Below are 18,295 nucleotides of genomic sequence, written 5' to 3'. Positions count from 1 at the left end.
CTTGCCGAATTGGCAAGGTATTTTTTTACAATAAAGAAAAAGAGCTGCATTTCCACAGCTCTTTTCTATTTTAGTGATCTAATTCAATGAGTAAGTCACCCGTTTGAATTGCATCTCCATCGTTAACATATACTTTTTTCACTTTACCATTGAACGGCGCTTGAACTGTCGTTTCCATTTTCATCGCTTCAGTAATTGCCATAGAATCGCCTTTTTTCACTTCATCGCCTTCTTTTACAACGACTTTAATAACCGTTCCTGGCATTGTTGCACTAATGTGGTTTGGATTTTCACGGTTTCCTTTCACACGTTGTGCAACTGTTGCTTTCACACTTTCGTCTTTCACAACAATCTCACGTGGTTGACCATTAAACTCCAAGTAAAGAATACGATTTCCATCTGCCTGAGGCTCTCCGATTGACACTAGTTTAACCATCAATGTTTTACCTTGCTCAATTTCCACATCGATTTCTTCACCAAGTCTCATACCATAGAAGAATGTCGGTGTATCAAGCACAGATACACTTCCATAAAGCTCAGCAACTTTTTCGTAATCCATAAATACTTTTGGATATAATGCATATGCAACGACATCAAAAATCGTCACTTCGCGCCCAAGTTTATGGAATAGCTCTTCTTTTAACGCATCGAAATCTACTGGCTCTAATAATTCACCTGGTCTTACTGTTAATGGTTCTTTCCCTTTTAAAATAATTTCTTGTAACTTTTTCGGGAAACCACCGTATGGCTGCCCCAAATCTCCTGAGAACATTTCAACGACAGACCCTGGGAAGTCCATAGAATGCCCACGCTCTAAAACATCTTGTTCTGTTAAGTGATTTTGAACCATAAATAATGCCATATCACCGACAACTTTAGATGATGGCGTTACTTTAACAATATCACCAAACATGTCATTCACACGGCGGTACATTACTTTCACTTCATCGAATCGATCTCCTAAGCCAACCGCTTTCGCTTGTTGTTGTAAATTACTATACTGTCCGCCTGGCATTTCGTGCATATATACCTCTGTATGAGGAGCATTCATACCACTTTCAAACGGTGCGTAGTATTTACGTACATCTTCCCAGTAATGAGATAGTTTTTCTAATGAATCTATATTAACATCTGGCTGTCTTTCGTTTCCACCTAACGCATAGTATAGCGTGTTCGCACTTGGCTGTGACGTTTGCCCAGCCATAGAACTTACTGCTACATCGACAATGTCAACACCTGCTTCAATTGCTTTCGTATACGTTAATATACCATTTCCACTCGTATCGTGTGTGTGCAGGTGAATCGGAATCGATACCGTCTCTTTTAATGCTGAAACTAAATCATATGCTGCGTTTGGTTTTAGTAAGCCCGCCATATCTTTAATACCTAAAATGTGAGCTCCTGATGCTTCTAATTCTTTTGCTAAATTTTTATAGTAATTTAAATCATATTTACTACGTAACGGATCATGAATATCCCCTGTGTAGCACATCGTTGCTTCTGCAATTTTACCAGTATCTCGTACAGCATCAATTGCAACTCTCATACCTTCTACCCAGTTTAAGCTATCAAAAATACGGAACACATCAATTCCAGCTTGAGCAGAACACTCCACAAACTTTTGAATTAAATTATCCGGATAGTTTTTGTAACCAACTGCGTTTGAAGAACGAAGTAACATTTGGAATAAAACATTTGGCATTTTTTCACGAAGATCTAGTAATCGTTCCCATGGATCTTCTTTTAAGAAACGATATGCAACATCAAACGTTGCACCGCCCCACATTTCCGCTGAGAATAAATTCGGTAACATTCTCGCTGTCGGCTCTGCAATTTGATGTAAATCTTTTGTACGAATACGCGTTGCAAGTAATGACTGATGCGCATCCCGGAATGTTGTATCCGTTAAAAGTACACGTTTTTGATCTTGTACCCATTTTACTAATCCGTCTGCTCCACGCTCATCCAAAATTTGTTTCGTTCCATTTTGGATCGGCTCTGAGTGTAATACATTCGGTATACGAGCATCCGGGAAAATTGGTTTCTCTTTTTTCCCTACTCCCGGGAAGCCATTTACTGTTACTGTCCCGATGTAATTTAACATTTTCGTTCCGCGGTCTTTACGTTTCGGGAACAAGAATAATTCAGGTGACGCATCAATAAATGAAGTGTCATATTCCCCTGATAAGAAGTTTTTATGTTTTACTACATTCTCTAGGAATGGAATATTAGTTTTAATACCACGAATACGGAATTCTTTTAAGTTACGTTCCATTTTTGCAGCAGCTTGTTCAAAAGTAAGCGCCCATGTTGTAACTTTTACAAGTAAAGAATCATAGTACGGTGTAATAACAGCACCTTGGAAACTATTACCTGTATCAAGACGAACTCCAAAGCCACCACCTGATCGATATGCCATAATTTTTCCAGTATCCGGCATGAAATTATTTAGTGGATCCTCAGTCGTTACACGAGATTGTATTGCAAATCCATGTACAACAACTTCCTCTTGCTTTGGAACACCTACCAATTTGCTATGTAATGCATGTCCATCAGCTATTAAAATTTGTGATTGAACGATGTCAACTCCTGTAATCATTTCTGTAATTGTATGCTCTACTTGAACACGCGGATTTACTTCAATGAAATAGAAATTATCATCTTTCACAAGGAATTCAACTGTTCCTGCGTTTAAATAATTTACATTTTTCGTTAACTTAACAGCAGCATCACAAATACGCTGACGTAAATCATCTGAAAGTGATACACTTGGTGCTATTTCTACAACTTTTTGATGACGACGTTGTACAGAACAATCTCGCTCGTATAAATGAACAACATTTCCCTCTTCATCTGCTAAAATTTGAACTTCTATATGTTTAGGTTTTTCAACGAATTTTTCAACGTATACTTCATCATTACCAAAGGCTGCTTTCGCTTCTGACTTCGCTCGATTATACGATTCTCTTAATTCTTCACTAGTACGTACAATACGCATACCACGGCCGCCACCACCAAGGGAAGCTTTAATTATAATCGGGTAATCATACTTTTCAGCAAATTCTTTAACTTCTTCTACCGAATCTACTGGACCATCACTACCAGGAATAACTGGAATTTGTGCTAGCTGCGCTTGTGTTCTTGCTTTCACTTTATCTCCAAACATATCTAAATGCTTACTTTTTGGACCGATAAAGATAATTCCTTCTTCTTCACAACGTTTTGCGAATTGAATATTTTCTGACAAGAAACCATATCCAGGGTGAATTGCATCTACATGATTACTTTTCGCAATCTCAATAATGCCCTCAATATCTAGATAAGCATCAATTGGCTTTTTCCCTTCCCCAACTAAATAGGATTCATCGGCTTTATAACGATGATAAGAACCACTATCCTCTTTAGAATAGATTGCAACTGTTTTTAATCCAAGCTCCGAACAAGCTCGAAACACACGAATTGCAATCTCTCCACGGTTAGCTACCAATACTTTTTGAATACGTTGCAGCTTTGTCATGATTTTCCCCCTCTACTTTCCTACCACTCTAGAGATAAAATATATACACACCCTAAAGAGCGTGAAGTTCTTCACTTTCTACATTATATTATACTTAGAAAGCTTCACTTTATTTTTATCCATCATACCTTATTTTTTAACAAATGATAAGTTTTCTGTGGAATTTGTTTCACAAAAATAGTATAGCATACCTCTTCCTTTTCTAACAACTTAATTGTATATCACATTTGATTTAATGTGATATATTTTTTATTATAAATACCAATTAATGTATCATATTTAATATTTCTAAAAAATAAAAAACACATCGCGCTCTAAAGCACAATGTGTTTTTTATTTTACAACTACAAGACGTGGTCCATCTTGTTCTCTTTCTTTCATTTCCTCATTTTGCTGTTTCTCTTTTCGTTTTACATGACTAGCAATATTTAATAATATACCCATCGCGATTAGATTAGCCAATAAAGAACTACCACCATAACTAATAAACGGTAAAGGTACCCCTGTAAGCGGTATTAATCCAGACATACCACCAACATTAACAAATGTTTGTATTCCAATTAAACTTGCAATTCCGATTGCAATTAAACTTCCAAATGGATCTTTACATTTTTGTGCCACTCTAAACGAACGAATGATAATAAGTAGTAAACAGATTAAAATGATAGCTACACCTATAAAACCTAGTTCTTCAGATATAATCGCCATAATAAAATCCGTTTGCGGCTCTGGTAAGTAGCCATACTTTTGTATACTATTTCCTAATCCTCTACCATTTAACCCACCTGAGGCAATTCCAACAAATGAATTTATTAATTGAAATCCATCCTTTTGTGGATCACTAAATGGATCAAGGAAAACTGAAAATCGCGCTTTTTGGTATTGACTCAATTTATAGTTTCCAATAAAATACAACGCTGGAATCCACACGACAGATGTTAATAAAAATCTTTTTATCCACAAGTTAACATTAACTCCTGAACAGAAGAACATAATTAACACTGTTCCACCTATTAATATGTCAGTCCCTAAGTCATTTTGTAATAAAATTAATACCATCGATCCACCGACAACAAATAAGGGAGGTATTATCCCTTGAAAAAAAGGGGTTTGCCTCTCTTGTTTCTTAGCAAAAAAACTTGCTAGCGTAATAATAACTGCTATTTTTACAAACTCAGCTGGCTGTATACCTAGTATCCATCCTTTTGCACCATTGATTACCTTACCGAAAAGGAAAGCTGCTGTTAGTAAACCAATACTTCCTAACCCCATCGCTGCAAGAACTATTTTTTTCCTCCACAATTTGTAAGGGATTATAACTACAATCACAAGTATTACCGTTCCAATAGCAAGAGCAACTAATTGTTTTTTAAAAAAGTGATCTGCTGGCCAGTTATTTTTCGACGAAATCGCGACAATGGAACTAGAACTATATACCATTATAACTCCCAACACACATAAGATAACAAGAGGAAGTAATAATGAATAATCCATTGATTTCCATACTCTTTTCATTTCATTTCCTCTCTCTGTTTCAATTTAATTATTGTTGTATTCCATATGTACATTGATTCTTCCTGCTTTATTATACAAATAAAAAGCCCAAACTTTTTCAGTTTGAGCCCCCTTATTTGAACCCGTTATTGTTGTTTATTTGTAAATGCTTCATGAAGTGCAGATAACTCACGTTCAAGCTCTCCTAACATTGCTTTCCCTTGTTCTTCTGCAATAAGACCAAGGCGAACTGCAAAATCGACTTCGCGGGATAGTCCAAACATTTGTGTGTCTAACACTTCTTCATATAATGGACATTGCGGCATTGTAAGATGGTCCATTTGCACCTTAATAAGTCTTAAAATCTTCTCCGCATCCGCTTGTAGAAGGGCTAGTGCCTTTTCCTGATGATTTGATACTGTCTCAGACGCCAAATTGATTCCCTCCGTTTCCGTCCTACTCTCTCCTATCTATTAATATTAGCGATAGTTTTAATAAATTGCAATAGAAACATTTTTTGTGACAATAGTGTCTAATACTATTATACTGAAAAGTGGGAGTATAACACAAATGGGGGAACAACAATGAGCGAAATTTTATTTATCAATGGAAAAGTTCGTTTTCCAATCACTATCGATCCAACCGTTTGGATCTTTGATGATCGAAAAGTAGATTTGACAACTTACTTTGATGAAACGAGAGAAAACACTTCAGAACTAGAAGCTTATTTAAAAAACACTTCAGAACATTGGGATCGCGAAATCCGTGATGGTGCTGCCTTCCCGCCGATACAACAAAGTGTAAAGAAATATAAAAAAGAACAGTTAATTACTGGAACGTTCGGTATACCATTCCATCCTTTTCTTGCTAACGCCGAAATTTCAGATGACGCTACGCAAGTCGAGATTGAAACAGCAGATCATACAATAACGCTTCCACTAGAAACTGTCAAAGATGCTATTCTTGGTTTTTCAAAAGAAGGAAAACCATTAAAAGAAGATGGACCTGTTCATTTATATTACAATGATGGATCTAATAGACAAAATCCAATCCGTAACATCCGTACATTTACAATTATTTAAAGTGTATACTTGAAAGAAAAAAGGAGTGAGCCTCGGCTCACTCCTTTTTATAATAAATCTGCAGCTAGTTGAGCTAAATTAGATCGCTCCCCTTTAACAAACTTTACATGACCACTAATACGTTGCTCTTTAAACTTCTCTACAACATATGTTAAACCGTTATTATATTCATCCAAATACGGATGATCAATTTGCTGAGGGTCTCCCATTAGTACGATCTTACTTTTTTCTCCTACCCTTGTTAATATCGTTTTCACTTCATGCTTCGTTAAATTTTGCGCTTCGTCAATTATTATGAACTGATCTGGAATACTTCTTCCGCGTATATACGTAAGAGCTTCTACTTCAATCGAACCCATTCCAGCTAAAATAGCATCTAACTCTCCTGGCTTTTTCGTATTAAATAAATACTCTAGATTATCAAAAATCGGTTGCATCCACGGTCTTAACTTTTCTTCTTTTTCTCCTGGTAAATAACCGATATCTTTTCCGACTGGAACAATTGGCCTTGCAACGAGTAGTTTTTTGTATAGTCCTAAATCTTCCGTTTGCATAAGCCCTGAAGCTAACGCTAGTAATGTTTTTCCTGTACCTGCTTTCCCTGTTAATGTTACTAGCGGAATATCTTCACGAAGTAATAATTCTAATCCCATAATTTGCTGCACATTTCGTGGTCGTATCCCCCATACTTGTTCATTGTGAAAAATAAGTTTCTTTACCTTCTTACCTAAGTGATCCACAATGCCAAGTGCTGAACTAGATCCGCCTAATGCATCTTTCATTACTACAAACTGATTTGGATAAAAAGGATGATTTGCAATTTCAGATAAAGGCAATTCACCTTTTTCATAAAAATAATCCAATTGCTCTTTTGATATATACCCTTCTAAAAATCCTGAATATATATTATCTACTTCAATTACACGATCACTTAAATAATCTTCCGCCTTCAAACCAATTGCATCAGCTTTTACCCTTACGAGCACGTCTTTACTTACTAAAATAACAGACTTCCCGTCCTCTTTTTCTTGTTCTTCTAAAGATAAATTTTTTGCTACAGCTAAAATTCGATTATCATTTGTTTTTTCTACAAAAATATCTTGTAGTTGAACAAATGAACGATGATTTAATTCAATACGAAATGTACCGCCGTTTTCTAGCGGAATACTTTCATGCAGCTTTCCTATTTCACGAAATTTGTCTATTAACTTAGATACATAACGAGCGTTTCGTCCTACTTCATCCATATAACGTTTTTTCGAATCAACCTCTTCTAATACAACTGCTGGAATCACTACTTCATTGGTTTCAAATGAAAAAATAGATAAAGGATCCTGCAAAAGTACATTCGTATCTAACACATAAATTTTATCCAACCTGTTACCCCCTGACTCCACTTTTAAATTTGTAGAACAAGGGTTTCATCCAAAAAATATGGACGAACCATTGTTATAATTATATGTACCGTATAAACGAGGTAGAATCGAAATTTATAGCCATTAAACCTTTTATTTATTTTTTATTCATTTCTATTCAATATATTACTTTTAATTATAATTATTAACATAAAATCACAATAACTAATTACAAAAGTTACTAACTGGCTTTCTTATTTATCACATTTATAATTCTTTCATTCCTACTAACACTTGGTTATCGAGCTTTTTTGCTGCCCGAAGATCATATGTTTTTTCATATGTTGGTTCAGTTGCAAGTTTTGCACCATAAAACATAACATCACGTACTTCTTGTACATTTACTTCTATTACAGTTAATTTTAGAGGAATGCCTTCCATTCTATCAGTCAAAATTTCACCTGCACCACTTATGGAAAATACGGAATCATTCGCCATTATAGTCAATACCACCCCTGTACTATGCCGCATATTTTCCACAATACGTGAACGTTGATCTACTGCAAATCGAATACTAGTTTTACTCACTGCATACACCCAAGAAATAGCACTTACGTTAGGAACTTGTTTTTCAAAATCTGTTGTTGCTACCATAACAATACACTCTTTACGTAACGATTGTACTAAATCATCTGTTAATGTAGGCTCTACTACATTCGCCATATTTCCACCTCCAAATATACTTAATATATCCTTATCATAACTTATTTTTCGAATTGCGAAAATATTATTTTTTCCCGCTATTATTCAAAAACATTACACTTCCATGATATACTTATACTGATAGAATTCGTATTGAGGTGACGACATGAGAGTCAAATGTATGATTTGTGATAAAAAAGATATGTTAGATGATGAAAATCCTATGGCAAAAAAACTGCGTAATCGCCCTATTCATACATATATGTGCATGGAATGTTCGGAACGAATTGCAGAACGTACGATGGAACGTCATGCAAGTGGTAGTTTCCGATTATACCGTGATAAAAAAGTCGAAGACGATTGGTAAAATATAAATAAGTCCTTAATCATATAGATAAGGACTTATTTATATTTTTCAGGCTCACGATTCATCTGATCCAAGAAACAATCAATAGCTTCTAACGGAAACCTTGCAGATTTTCTTTCTCCATTCATTTCATATGTAATCAAATACATTTCCTCGTTCTTTTTAACTTCCACATTCCTCAATTTGTGTTCTTCATATATCATATTTTGAAATAACAAATACGTTTCTTTTGCAGCACTATCATCCGGACGTGCTTCTGCAACTGTTTTAATTGTTAACCAATTATATAATGCATCTTGTACTGAACGCATAAAATTTTGCCTCCTCATCCTGCTTTTTGTTGTCTTGCTTGATGTAAACGCAACCTATAAATCCCAAGTACAATTGCCGCTACAACAAGCCCCTCCCCAACAGGTAAAAAAACTGCAAAGAAAGTTAACACTGTACACCCTATCGCTAACGATATATATATCACTATATTTTTTATTATTGATAGTTTTCTTGCAAAACCTAAATTATACACAAGTGCACTTAATATAATAATGATGCCATACAGTAACCACATCCCTAGTTCTGGGTTTTCATCAACTTTACATAATTTCGCAAAAAATGACATTCTTTCTAACACTATTTATCCCCCTTCTCATAAAAACAAAATTTCTTTATGTACTTAATACAAGAGTAACCCGCGAAAAAAATACTGTCCACTAAAAAGAGTAAATATTCTAAAAATAAATACAAAAAACAGCTACCTTAATTTAAGGTAGCTGTTCTATTCTTTACGCTTCTACAGATTTCTTTTTCTTAGCAGCTCTTTCACGCTCGCTCTTATCAAGAATCTTTTTACGTAAACGAATTGATTCTGGAGTTACTTCACAGAACTCGTCATCGTTTAAGTACTCTAATGACTCTTCTAAAGTCATTAAGCGTGGTTTTTTCATTGTTGAAGTTTGATCTTTCGTTGCAGAACGAATGTTAGTTTGTTGTTTCATTTTCACAACGTTAACTGTTAAGTCGTTCTCACGAGTGTGTTCTCCTACGATCATACCAGCATATACTTCTGTACCTGGTTCAACGAAGATTACACCACGGTCTTCAACTTGCATAATACCGTATTGTGATGCTTTTCCTGTTTCAAGTGAAACTAGAACACCTTGGCGACGTCCACCAACTTGTCCAGCGTGTACTGGTTGGTAGCAATCGAATGTATGGTTTAAAATACCGTAACCACGAGTTAATGTTAAGAATTCTGTTGTGTAACCAATTAAACCACGTGCTGGAACCATGAAAGTAAGGCGAACTTGACCGTTTCCGTTATTCACCATATCTAACATTTCACCTTTACGTGCACCCATAGATTCCATAATAGAACCAGTGTATTCTTCAGGTACATCGATTTGTACGCGCTCTACAGGCTCACATCTTACGCCATCAACTTCTTTAATGATTACTTCTGGTTTAGATACTTGTAACTCATAACCTTCACGACGCATGTTTTCAATTAAGATAGATAAATGTAGTTCCCCACGTCCAGATACGATCCATGCATCAGGAGAATCTGTATTATCTACACGTAAACTTACATCTGTTTCTAACTGTGAACGAAGGCGCTCTTCAATTTTACGAGATGTAATGAATTTACCTTCACGACCTGCAAATGGGCTGTTATTTACAAGGAATGTCATTTGTAGTGTTGGCTCATCAATACGTAATAATGGTAAAGCCTCTTCATGCTCAACCGGACATACCGTTTCACCTACGTTAATGTCTTCCATACCTGAAACAGCTACTAAATCTCCAGCTTTTGCTTCTTCAATTTCTTGACGTTTTAATCCAATGTAACCAAATAATTTCGTTACGCGGAATTGTTTTACACTTCCGTCAACTTTCATTAATGCAACTTGTTGTCCTACTTTCATTGTACCACGGAATACGCGGCCAACCCCGATACGACCAACATAGTCATTGTAATCAAGAAGTGCTACTTGGAATTGAAGTGGCTCTTCGCTGTTATCAACTGGTGCTGGAATATGTTCAATAATTGTGTCAAACAATGATTTCATATTCTCTTCTTGATTTGCTGGATTTGAATCTAAGCTTGCTGTTCCGTTCATTGCTGATGCAAATACAACTGGGAACTCTAATTGATCTTCGTTTGCACCAAGTTCGATGAATAAGTCAACTACTTCATCAACTACTTCATCAGGGCGAGCGAAGTCACGGTCAATTTTGTTTACAACAACGATTGGAGTTAAGTTTTGCTCAAGAGCTTTCTTTAAAACAAATCGTGTTTGTGGCATACAGCCTTCATATGCATCAACAACAAGTAGAACACCATCAACCATTTTCATGATACGTTCTACTTCTCCACCGAAGTCAGCGTGACCAGGTGTATCTAAAATGTTAATTCGTTTATCTTCATAGTGAATCGCAGTATTCTTCGCTAAAATTGTAATACCACGTTCTCTTTCTAGATCGTTTGAGTCCATTGCGCGTTCTTCAATATGTTCGTTCGCACGGAAAGTCCCCGCTTGACGTAATAACTGGTCAACAAGTGTTGTTTTACCATGGTCAACGTGGGCAATAATTGCTATATTACGTAAATCTTGTCGTTTTTTCAACATGTCCAACTCCTAATGTCTTTTTAATCCTTCTCTATTATAAGAGCGAAGGGGATACAATAGCAATTAAAATAAAATCAAGAATGAAAATATAGTTGTATTCTTACTTTTGTGAAAGTAAAATGAGATTGGAGGGTGAAGAAATGGAACACATTCAATATCGCTTTTTATTAACTGCAATTATCGGTGTTATTTTCTTAATCGGTATCGGCATTATGGTTGCTGAAAATAGTCCCATCGGTATTATTATTTGCATTATCGGCACATTTGTTACAGTTGGATACGGTTTTGTAACAAAAAGAAAAATGCGTAAATCGCAATAACGTCAAAAAGTAAGAAGCGTGTATACAGCCTCTTACTTTTTTTGTTACTTAGATATAAATCGTAACACCTCTTCATACACCCCTGGTTTTGCAACTAATACGCTGCTTTTCTCTACGATAGAAAGCGGGGCTCCAGAAAATGTTGTCACCTTGCCCCCAACTTCCTCTACAATTATCTGTCCCCCGCCAAAATCCCACGGTGATAATCTCGGCGTTACATATGCATCTATTCTTCCTGTTGCAACGTATACCATCTCTAACGCTGCACAGCCATATGATCTCGTGCCTCTTGCTTTCTTAACAAGTGCCATCATACTTTCCATATTAAGCAATGGATTGTCGGTAAGCCATATCGCATTTAAAGCTACAATACCTTGCTCTACAGTCCCTTTTTCCAATAAAGTTATTGGTACTTCATTACAAAATGCTCCAGTCCCCTTTAACGCATGATATAATTCATCATGAACTGGATCATAAATAAGTCCAATCTTTCCGATACCGTTCTCATAAATTCCAATTGAAATTGCAAAATTTCTCTTTTGATGAACAAAGTTCATTGTGCCATCAATTGGATCAATTAACCAAACAACCCCATCAGAAGAAGTTACCTCATCTCCATAACCTTCTTCCCCTAAAATACTATGATTCGGGAATGTTTCTTTAATTTTCCCAATTAAAAACTGTTCTATTTCTCGATCCATATTTGTTACTAAATCAGCTGCATTGGATTTCGTTTCTATAATAAGTGCTTTTTTCATTGATGCCATTAAACGCTCTCCCGCATCTCGAATCCACTGCTTGGCGTGTGCATCGATGTCTTTCCATACTTCTTGCATGTTTAAACACTCCGATCTATACTGTTCACAGAAAAAACGAACCCTTTATAAGGTTCGCACCAACTAATTTTTTATACATATACTATTATTACGCTTCTAAACGAATCATTTCAAGTCTTAACACTTCTAACTTTTGTACACACTCTTCTTTTTTCTGTTTATCATTTTCCATCATCGCATCGTATAAAGTCGCTAATTCATAATCTAGCTCCAAACGTAGCACCGGTATTCTCTTTTCAGCATCTGTTCTCTTTAACGCATTAATCACCTGTCTCATATTATTTGCCTCCTCCCAATATTCGTCTGCCCTCGGACTAGAATTAATTTAATTTTCTGATTTTTTGTTTTATACTATACTATGTTGGAGAAATCATCTATGCAACAAAATTATATTTTTTTATTTAAATTTTTTTGTGCTGTTCTTTTTATGAATAGTACAAGCTATGCTAAAATAAAAGCAAAATAGGAGTTGGAGGAACAATCATGACACTAGAAACATTCAAATCAACTGATTTTGAGGTCTTTACAGTTGATGGTCTCGAAGAACGAATGAGTGCAATTAAAACGAACATTCATCCTAAGCTAGAAACTTTAGGGGAACAGTTTGCAACGTATTTATCCAAACAAACTGATGAGAACTTTTTTTATCATGTAGCAAAACATGCACGTCGCAAAGTCAATCCACCAAACGATACTTGGGTTGCTTTTTCAACAAATAAACGCGGATATAAAATGCTACCACATTTCCAAATTGGACTATGGGGTACTCATGCCTTCATATACTTTGGTTTAATCTATGAGTGTCCACAAAAAGTGGAGACGGCTCACGCCTTCTTAGAACATTTAAATGATTTAAAAACAAATATTCCAAATGACTTCGTTTGGTCCATTGACCATACTAAACCAAGTGTAAAATTACATAAAACACTTGAAACAGAAGACTTACAAAAGATGGTTGAGCGTCTAGCTACTGTGAAAAAAGCAGAATTATTAGTTGGTATTCATATATCACCAGAGGAGTTTTCAGCAATGACCAACGAACAATTCCTTGCTAAGATTGAATCTACGATGCAATCACTCCTTCCTTTATATGCACTTTGTAATCGATAGTAGAAAACGGACAATTTATATTGTCCGTTTTTAGTTGTTATCACATTATATCACTTCAGTTTTTATTTTTCAAAATATTTTTACATTTTTACAAGCTTTTGTTCTTCGATTTCTTTAGCCCTTTGAATCGCACGGTATATAGAATACCCACTTACTTCTTGAAACTCTTTATCAATTTTCTTTTCTTCTGCTTTCGATGGAACAATCTCTTTAAAACGACGATATAATCCCATTAACTCTTCTCTTATAATTCCTTTTTCATATGCTTTCTCAATCGCTTCATAAAACTTCACAATTGCAACCATTTCCTCATTTGACCAATCATAATCTAACGGATATTGATATTCCATTTTGCACCTCATTTACCATTTCTTCTTATTTCAATACGCTATTTTAAAGAGATTTTTTCTTCTTCACTATAGCCACTTTGCATTATACACTATTTATTCATTCTAATGGAATTGTCTTCCTCTAGAAGTTAGTAGGGAACAACTATTTAACATACTCAGCGTAAAAATATTTTTTGCTATACATCTATAATTATTGGTGATATAATGCTTTTGTTTTATAGAAAATAAAGTGAAGCTCCCATCTCAGAAAAGCTTTTGTGAATGGCAGAAAAACAAGTCTCATTCTAAAAAAGAACTTAACTTTTTTAGAACAAGATTATATAAAACAAACTCTAATAAATATAAAAAAAGAAGGGGTGTATAGATTGTCCCAATACGAAACACCATTGTTTACCGCTTTAGTTGAGCACAGTAAGCGAAATCCAATTCAATTCCATATTCCAGGTCATAAAAAAGGACAGGGCATGGATCCTGAATTTCGCGAATTTATTGGGCATAATGCATTAGCAATTGATTTAATTAATATTGCGCCGCTCGATGATTTACATCATCCAAAAGGTATGATTAAAGAAGCACAAGATTTAGCAGCCGCTGCATTTGGTGCGGATCATACTTTCTTTTCTATTCAAGGTACAAGTGGCGCAATAATGACAATGGTGATGAGCGTTTGCGGTCCTGGTGACAAAATACTAGTGCCACGAAACGTGCATAAATCAGTAATGTCAGCTATTATTTTCTCAGGTGCAAAACCTATTTTCATGCATCCTGAAATCGATCCAAAACTTGGTATTTCACATGGAATCACAATTCAATCTGTCAAAAAGGCACTTGAAGAGCACTCAGATGCGAAAGGCTTACTTGTTATTAATCCAACATACTTTGGCTTTGCTGCAGACTTAGAACAGATTGTACAATTAGCACATTCTTACGATATCCCTGTACTAGTTGATGAGGCACATGGTGTTCACATTCACTTTCACGATAAACTACCGATGTCAGCGATGCAAGCCGGTGCAGATATGGCAGCAACAAGTGTTCATAAATTAGGTGGATCTTTAACTCAAAGTTCTATTCTTAATGTAAAAGAAGGTCTTGTAAACGTAAAACATGTTCAATCTATTATTAGCATGCTTACGACTACATCAACTTCTTACATCTTGTTAGCATCCCTAGATGTTGCTAGAAAACGTCTTGCTACAGAAGGAACGGCACTCATAGAACAAACAATACAATTAGCGGAACAAGTTCGTGATGCTATAAATGCTATTGAGCATCTTTACTGTCCTGGTAAGGAAATGCTAGGTACGGATGCTACTTTTAACTATGATCCTACAAAGATAATTGTATCTGTGAAAGATTTAGGTATTACAGGCCATCAGGCTGAAGTATGGCTTAGAGAGCAATATAACATTGAAGTAGAACTCTCAGATTTATACAACATACTATGTCTTGTCACTTTCGGGGATACAGAAAGTGAGACAAATACACTTATTGCAGCATTACAAGATTTAGCAGCAACATTTAGAAATAAAGCTGATAAAGGTGTTCAAATACAAGTAGAAATTCCAGAAATACCAGTGCTAGCACTTTCTCCTCGAGATGCTTTTTATTCAGAAACAGAAGTCATCCCATTTGAAAATGCAGCAGGTCGTATTATAGCTGATTTCGTTATGGTTTATCCGCCAGGGATTCCAATCTTTACTCCGGGGGAAATTATTACACAAGATAACTTAGAGTATATTCGTAAAAACTTAGAAGCGGGTTTACCTGTACAAGGTCCTGAAGATATGACATTACAAACATTACGTGTGATTAAAGAGTACAAGCCTATCAGTTGATAGGCTTTTCTTTCACCCTTTTTCCCTTTTCTCATACGATATTGAGTAATGTAATGTATAGGTGGGGATACTATTATGATTGTAATAGGCCGTTCTATTGTACATCCTTATATCACAAATGAATATGAGCCATTTGCAGCTGAGAAACAACAAATTTTATCTATAATGGCAGGAAATCAAGAAATTTATTCCTTCCGAACATCTGATGAACTCAGCTTTGACCTAAATTTACGAGTTAATATTATTACTTCTGCATTAGAACTTTTTCAAAGTGGATTTCAGTTTCGCACATTTCAGCAATCCTTTTGCAACCCTCAGTATTGGAAAAGAACGTCCCTTGGAGGATTCGAGCTCCTTCCAAACATACCCCCTTCCATTGCCATACAAGATATTTTCAAAAACGGAAAACTATATGGAACTGAATGCGCCACCGCTATGATCATTATTTTTTACAAAGCTTTACTCTCATTGTATGAGGAAGAAACTTTCAATCGTCTCTTTGCAAATCTTTTACTTTATACGTGGGACTACGACCAAGATTTAAAGCTCATAACAAAAATGGGTGGCGATCTTGTCCCAGGTGATCTCGTTTATTTTAAAAATCCACAAGTGAATCCAGCTACAATTGAGTGGCAAGGAGAAAATACAATTTATTTAGGAAATTTCTTTTTTTACGGACATGGCGTAGGTGTAAAAACAAAAGAGGAAATTATATACTCGTTAAATGAACGACGAGTCCCTTATGCTTTTATTTCGGCTTTCTTGACCGATACTATCACCCGTATTGATAGCCGTCTCATGAGCCACTACACCTCTCCTAGCACTCCACAGACATCCATAGGATTTATTCCGATTAGAGATGATGCAATCGTTGCAACAATAGGTCATACGACTACAATTTATTAAAAAAAGCACCTACACATGTAGGCGCTTTTTTTCTTATTATTAAGCTTTTGTATGTTCTTTATGAGTACAGTCGCAATGAGATCCGCATTTCCCGTATAGCACTGTTGATTTTTCATCTTCAAAATGTCCGATTGTTCCTTCACATACTTGGCATACGATTGTTCCCATTTTTCATTTCCCCCTGAGTTTTTATAGTAATTTACTTATTTATCATTAAGCTTTCGCATTATCTCTATTAGCACAGTCACAATTTGTTCCACATTTTCCGTAAAGTACTGTCGTTTTCTCATCCTCAAAATGTCCGATTGTTCCTTCACATACTTGGCATACGATTGTTCCCATTTTTCATTTCCCCCTAAGTTTATGGTCCTAAAAACTTTTAGCTGTCCATTTCCTATCCATTATTGGGCTTTTGTATGCTCTGTGTGATCACATCCGCAAGATCCACATTTCCCGTAAAGTACCGTTACTTTTTCATCCTCGAAGTGCGCAATTGTACCTTCACATTCTTGACATACGATCGTTCCCATTTTTCATTTCCCCCTAAGTTTATAATCCCAAAAACTTTTGTAACCGCTTAACTTTCTGTCTTTATTTTAATATGTTATACTTTTTACGTCAATAGGTTTTTAGTATAACACATTAAATATTTTATTTTTTAATTAGTATGCGATATTCAAATAAAAAAACAGCCATATTTATACGTACGACTGTTTTACATTAATTATTCTTCATATTCCGCATGCAAAGAAGTAGATGGAACTAGGAATGAGAAAAACTGAGCTAATTCCGCCGCTTCACCTTCTGATCCTAATTTGAAAATTTCCTGCAAATATTGAACATTCTCTACATCATCTCGTCCAAGTAAAGTAGATCTTCCTGTTTGCATGCAAACAATGAGTGGCTTTCCAAAAAACATATTTGTATAAATAATACCAAAATCATAACGAGTATCATGTGTCATAAACCCCAAAAATCGTACCTTCACACTTTCATGCTCATCATACAATTTTTCAAACATTGGTTTCCACCTTTCCATATCACCTTTCATTAGTATATTAAACAAAAAAAGGAATACTCCTTTTAATTGTCAAAAAATTCAGTAGGATGTAAAATAATAGTATTCTACTAAGTTAGGGGGAACTTATATGCAACATGCCTTTATTACGCTTGTACCTAAATCCAATCAACAATCTGTTTCAATAGATGATATAAAACAACTTTTTCATTATTATAAAACAGTTACTTCCAAAACTGGTGTTCAAATTAATTACACTTATACAAATACCGCTTTTCCTTATGAAATTTTAGATACATCAGCAACAACATTAAAACTACAATCTACTCACGATCGATATGACTCCATTTATGTTGGTGTTGGTATAGAAAAGGAACAATCTTTTATTCAGATTTCTTTACCACCTAATGCAACATTTGGTGATAAAGGAAAAGCAAATGAATTTTGCCGTTTTCTAGCGAAGAAATTAGAAGGAGAGTTACAACTATTTAATGGAAGAACAATGTATTTCTATAAACGTTAATTTAAAAAATAGAAAATATTATTAAAAAGAGTATACAATTCGAACATGTAAGAAATAAAGCTTGCTTCCTTATGTGTAATACAAAACATGCTATCACATATGCTAAGTAAAGGAATACGAAAAAAAGAATAACTTTATAATGAAACTTATCACCATTCGATAACGTTAATACAACGGAAAAACCACTCCATAATAAAAAATGATAAAATATAACATGTAATATTCTCATGGAACCTTCTCCTTTGACATGCTC

23 protein-coding genes are annotated in these 18,295 nt (G+C 35.2%); 7 read left to right on the top strand and 16 right to left on the bottom strand.

The window, feature by feature from the left end; translation table 11 throughout:
* Positions 1-70 precede the first annotated feature (70 nt).
* The 3 genes from pyc to ACQVV1_RS05370 all read right to left on the bottom strand — a co-directional run bounded on the left by pyc (position 71) and on the right by ACQVV1_RS05370 (position 5,445).
* Positions 71-3,517 (bottom strand): pyruvate carboxylase, encoded by a 3,447-nt coding sequence (gene pyc / locus ACQVV1_RS05380; protein WP_098555035.1) that lies wholly within the window; start codon positions 3,515-3,517, stop codon positions 71-73.
* Positions 3,518-3,850: 333 nt separating this feature from the next.
* On the bottom strand, positions 3,851-5,032 hold the full coding sequence (gene ftsW / locus ACQVV1_RS05375) for a putative lipid II flippase FtsW (RefSeq protein WP_242252059.1): 1,182 nt from the start codon (positions 5,030-5,032) through the stop codon (positions 3,851-3,853).
* A 125-nt stretch (positions 5,033-5,157) separates the two neighbouring features.
* A complete protein-coding gene (locus ACQVV1_RS05370) occupies positions 5,158-5,445 on the bottom strand; it encodes an Fpa/YlaN family protein (protein WP_000135695.1) in 288 nt (95 codons plus the stop codon).
* 150 nt (positions 5,446-5,595) lie between these two features.
* On the opposite strand from ACQVV1_RS05370, the gene ACQVV1_RS05365 reads away from it, so the two are divergent.
* Entirely contained in the window at positions 5,596-6,093 is a 498-nt protein-coding gene (locus tag ACQVV1_RS05365; protein WP_242252060.1) for a molybdopterin-binding protein, read from the top strand.
* 47 nt (positions 6,094-6,140) lie between these two features.
* Here ACQVV1_RS05365 and ACQVV1_RS05360 read toward each other — a convergent pair whose 3' ends face one another.
* On the bottom strand, positions 6,141-7,469 hold the full coding sequence (locus tag ACQVV1_RS05360; RefSeq protein WP_000358079.1) for a PhoH family protein: 1,329 nt from the start codon (positions 7,467-7,469) through the stop codon (positions 6,141-6,143).
* Positions 7,470-7,715: 246 nt separating this feature from the next.
* Positions 7,716-8,171: a pyridoxamine 5'-phosphate oxidase family protein gene (locus ACQVV1_RS05355; RefSeq protein ID WP_063223161.1), complete on the bottom strand. Its 456-nt coding sequence runs from the start codon at positions 8,169-8,171 to the stop codon at positions 7,716-7,718.
* 145 nt (positions 8,172-8,316) lie between these two features.
* On the opposite strand from ACQVV1_RS05355, the gene ACQVV1_RS05350 reads away from it, so the two are divergent.
* The gene (locus ACQVV1_RS05350) at positions 8,317-8,517 is read left to right on the top strand and encodes a YlaI family protein (protein ID WP_060632065.1); all 201 of its coding nucleotides are present in this window, start codon (positions 8,317-8,319) and stop codon (positions 8,515-8,517) included.
* A 35-nt stretch (positions 8,518-8,552) separates the two neighbouring features.
* Here the strand turns inward: ACQVV1_RS05350 and ACQVV1_RS05345 are convergent, their stop codons facing one another.
* The 3 genes from ACQVV1_RS05345 to typA all read right to left on the bottom strand — a co-directional run bounded on the left by ACQVV1_RS05345 (position 8,553) and on the right by typA (position 11,141).
* The gene (locus tag ACQVV1_RS05345) at positions 8,553-8,828 is read right to left on the bottom strand and encodes a hypothetical protein (RefSeq protein ID WP_063223160.1); all 276 of its coding nucleotides are present in this window, start codon (positions 8,826-8,828) and stop codon (positions 8,553-8,555) included.
* A 14-nt stretch (positions 8,829-8,842) separates the two neighbouring features.
* Positions 8,843-9,145 (bottom strand): YlaH-like family protein, encoded by a 303-nt coding sequence (locus ACQVV1_RS05340; RefSeq protein ID WP_063223159.1) that lies wholly within the window; start codon positions 9,143-9,145, stop codon positions 8,843-8,845.
* A gap of 151 nt (positions 9,146-9,296) precedes the next feature.
* Entirely contained in the window at positions 9,297-11,141 is a 1,845-nt protein-coding gene (gene typA / locus ACQVV1_RS05335; RefSeq protein ID WP_063223158.1) for a translational GTPase TypA, read from the bottom strand.
* Between the two features lie 140 nt (positions 11,142-11,281).
* On the opposite strand from typA, the gene ACQVV1_RS05330 reads away from it, so the two are divergent.
* Positions 11,282-11,461: a DUF5325 family protein gene (locus ACQVV1_RS05330; protein WP_000400129.1), complete on the top strand. Its 180-nt coding sequence runs from the start codon at positions 11,282-11,284 to the stop codon at positions 11,459-11,461.
* A gap of 44 nt (positions 11,462-11,505) precedes the next feature.
* Here ACQVV1_RS05330 and ACQVV1_RS05325 read toward each other — a convergent pair whose 3' ends face one another.
* Together ACQVV1_RS05325 and ACQVV1_RS05320 are read right to left on the bottom strand one after the other, a co-directional pair.
* On the bottom strand, positions 11,506-12,297 hold the full coding sequence (locus ACQVV1_RS05325; protein ID WP_242252062.1) for an inositol monophosphatase family protein: 792 nt from the start codon (positions 12,295-12,297) through the stop codon (positions 11,506-11,508).
* An 88-nt stretch (positions 12,298-12,385) separates the two neighbouring features.
* Complete coding sequence (locus tag ACQVV1_RS05320) at positions 12,386-12,574, bottom strand: hypothetical protein (protein WP_001250168.1); 189 nt, start codon at positions 12,572-12,574, stop codon at positions 12,386-12,388.
* Positions 12,575-12,780: 206 nt separating this feature from the next.
* Here ACQVV1_RS05320 and ACQVV1_RS05315 point away from each other — a divergent pair, with 206 nt between their 5' ends.
* Positions 12,781-13,407, top strand: a complete 627-nt coding sequence (locus ACQVV1_RS05315; RefSeq protein ID WP_431168677.1) for a YktB family protein — start codon at positions 12,781-12,783, stop codon at positions 13,405-13,407.
* An 80-nt stretch (positions 13,408-13,487) separates the two neighbouring features.
* Here ACQVV1_RS05315 and ACQVV1_RS05310 read toward each other — a convergent pair whose 3' ends face one another.
* Positions 13,488-13,757, bottom strand: coding sequence for a UPF0223 family protein (locus ACQVV1_RS05310; RefSeq protein ID WP_063223155.1), 270 nt, complete (start codon positions 13,755-13,757; stop codon positions 13,488-13,490).
* Between the two features lie 365 nt (positions 13,758-14,122).
* Here ACQVV1_RS05310 and speA point away from each other — a divergent pair, with 365 nt between their 5' ends.
* A complete protein-coding gene (gene speA, locus ACQVV1_RS05305; protein WP_242252064.1) occupies positions 14,123-15,595 on the top strand; it encodes an arginine decarboxylase in 1,473 nt (490 codons plus the stop codon).
* 75 nt (positions 15,596-15,670) lie between these two features.
* Complete coding sequence (locus ACQVV1_RS05300) at positions 15,671-16,501, top strand: protein-glutamine gamma-glutamyltransferase (RefSeq protein WP_242252066.1); 831 nt, start codon at positions 15,671-15,673, stop codon at positions 16,499-16,501.
* Positions 16,502-16,540: 39 nt separating this feature from the next.
* Here the strand turns inward: ACQVV1_RS05300 and ACQVV1_RS05295 are convergent, their stop codons facing one another.
* The 4 genes from ACQVV1_RS05295 to ACQVV1_RS05280 form a co-directional block, all read right to left on the bottom strand.
* The gene (locus ACQVV1_RS05295) at positions 16,541-16,669 is read right to left on the bottom strand and encodes a GapA-binding peptide SR1P (protein ID WP_063223152.1); all 129 of its coding nucleotides are present in this window, start codon (positions 16,667-16,669) and stop codon (positions 16,541-16,543) included.
* Positions 16,670-16,714: 45 nt separating this feature from the next.
* Positions 16,715-16,843: a GapA-binding peptide SR1P gene (locus ACQVV1_RS05290; RefSeq protein ID WP_060632074.1), complete on the bottom strand. Its 129-nt coding sequence runs from the start codon at positions 16,841-16,843 to the stop codon at positions 16,715-16,717.
* Positions 16,844-16,902: 59 nt separating this feature from the next.
* A complete protein-coding gene (locus ACQVV1_RS05285) occupies positions 16,903-17,031 on the bottom strand; it encodes a GapA-binding peptide SR1P (RefSeq protein WP_060632075.1) in 129 nt (42 codons plus the stop codon).
* A gap of 194 nt (positions 17,032-17,225) precedes the next feature.
* Positions 17,226-17,522, bottom strand: coding sequence for a DUF3055 domain-containing protein (locus tag ACQVV1_RS05280; RefSeq protein ID WP_060632076.1), 297 nt, complete (start codon positions 17,520-17,522; stop codon positions 17,226-17,228).
* A gap of 127 nt (positions 17,523-17,649) precedes the next feature.
* Between ACQVV1_RS05280 and ACQVV1_RS05275 the strand changes: the two genes are divergently transcribed.
* Positions 17,650-18,042, top strand: a complete 393-nt coding sequence (locus tag ACQVV1_RS05275; protein WP_097950712.1) for a DUF1885 family protein — start codon at positions 17,650-17,652, stop codon at positions 18,040-18,042.
* 1 nt (position 18,043) lies between these two features.
* Here ACQVV1_RS05275 and ACQVV1_RS05270 read toward each other — a convergent pair whose 3' ends face one another.
* The gene (locus tag ACQVV1_RS05270; protein WP_063223150.1) at positions 18,044-18,271 is read right to left on the bottom strand and encodes a hypothetical protein; all 228 of its coding nucleotides are present in this window, start codon (positions 18,269-18,271) and stop codon (positions 18,044-18,046) included.
* Positions 18,272-18,295 lie beyond the last annotated feature (24 nt).

It is taken from the genome of Bacillus basilensis (assembly GCF_050630465.1).
GTDB classification, from domain to species: domain Bacteria; phylum Bacillota; class Bacilli; order Bacillales; family Bacillaceae_G; genus Bacillus_A; species Bacillus_A basilensis.
Note: the sequence above shows the minus strand (reverse complement) of the source record. Positions and strands in the feature narration are given on the sequence as shown.

Bases quoted from the DNA above. Each gene is read 5' to 3' on its own strand.
- pyc (WP_098555035.1), bottom strand. From the start codon at position 3,517: ATGACAAAGCTGCAACGTATTCAAAAAGTATTGGTAGCTAACCGTGGA.
- ftsW (WP_242252059.1), bottom strand. From the start codon at position 5,032: ATGAAAAGAGTATGGAAATCAATGGATTATTCATTATTACTTCCTCTT.
- ACQVV1_RS05365 (WP_242252060.1), top strand. From the start codon at position 5,596: ATGAGCGAAATTTTATTTATCAATGGAAAAGTTCGTTTTCCAATCACT.
- ACQVV1_RS05355 (WP_063223161.1), bottom strand. From the start codon at position 8,171: ATGGCGAATGTAGTAGAGCCTACATTAACAGATGATTTAGTACAATCG.
- ACQVV1_RS05350 (WP_060632065.1), top strand. From the start codon at position 8,317: ATGAGAGTCAAATGTATGATTTGTGATAAAAAAGATATGTTAGATGAT.
- ACQVV1_RS05345 (WP_063223160.1), bottom strand. From the start codon at position 8,828: ATGCGTTCAGTACAAGATGCATTATATAATTGGTTAACAATTAAAACA.
- typA (WP_063223158.1), bottom strand. From the start codon at position 11,141: ATGTTGAAAAAACGACAAGATTTACGTAATATAGCAATTATTGCCCAC.
- ACQVV1_RS05330 (WP_000400129.1), top strand. From the start codon at position 11,282: ATGGAACACATTCAATATCGCTTTTTATTAACTGCAATTATCGGTGTT.
- ACQVV1_RS05325 (WP_242252062.1), bottom strand. From the start codon at position 12,297: ATGCAAGAAGTATGGAAAGACATCGATGCACACGCCAAGCAGTGGATT.
- ACQVV1_RS05320 (WP_001250168.1), bottom strand. From the start codon at position 12,574: ATGAGACAGGTGATTAATGCGTTAAAGAGAACAGATGCTGAAAAGAGA.
- ACQVV1_RS05315 (WP_431168677.1), top strand. From the start codon at position 12,781: ATGACACTAGAAACATTCAAATCAACTGATTTTGAGGTCTTTACAGTT.
- ACQVV1_RS05310 (WP_063223155.1), bottom strand. From the start codon at position 13,757: ATGGAATATCAATATCCGTTAGATTATGATTGGTCAAATGAGGAAATG.
- ACQVV1_RS05300 (WP_242252066.1), top strand. From the start codon at position 15,671: ATGATTGTAATAGGCCGTTCTATTGTACATCCTTATATCACAAATGAA.
- ACQVV1_RS05295 (WP_063223152.1), bottom strand. From the start codon at position 16,669: ATGGGAACAATCGTATGCCAAGTATGTGAAGGAACAATCGGACATTTT.
- ACQVV1_RS05290 (WP_060632074.1), bottom strand. From the start codon at position 16,843: ATGGGAACAATCGTATGCCAAGTATGTGAAGGAACAATCGGACATTTT.
- ACQVV1_RS05285 (WP_060632075.1), bottom strand. From the start codon at position 17,031: ATGGGAACGATCGTATGTCAAGAATGTGAAGGTACAATTGCGCACTTC.
- ACQVV1_RS05280 (WP_060632076.1), bottom strand. From the start codon at position 17,522: ATGTTTGAAAAATTGTATGATGAGCATGAAAGTGTGAAGGTACGATTT.
- ACQVV1_RS05275 (WP_097950712.1), top strand. From the start codon at position 17,650: ATGCAACATGCCTTTATTACGCTTGTACCTAAATCCAATCAACAATCT.
- ACQVV1_RS05270 (WP_063223150.1), bottom strand. From the start codon at position 18,271: ATGAGAATATTACATGTTATATTTTATCATTTTTTATTATGGAGTGGT.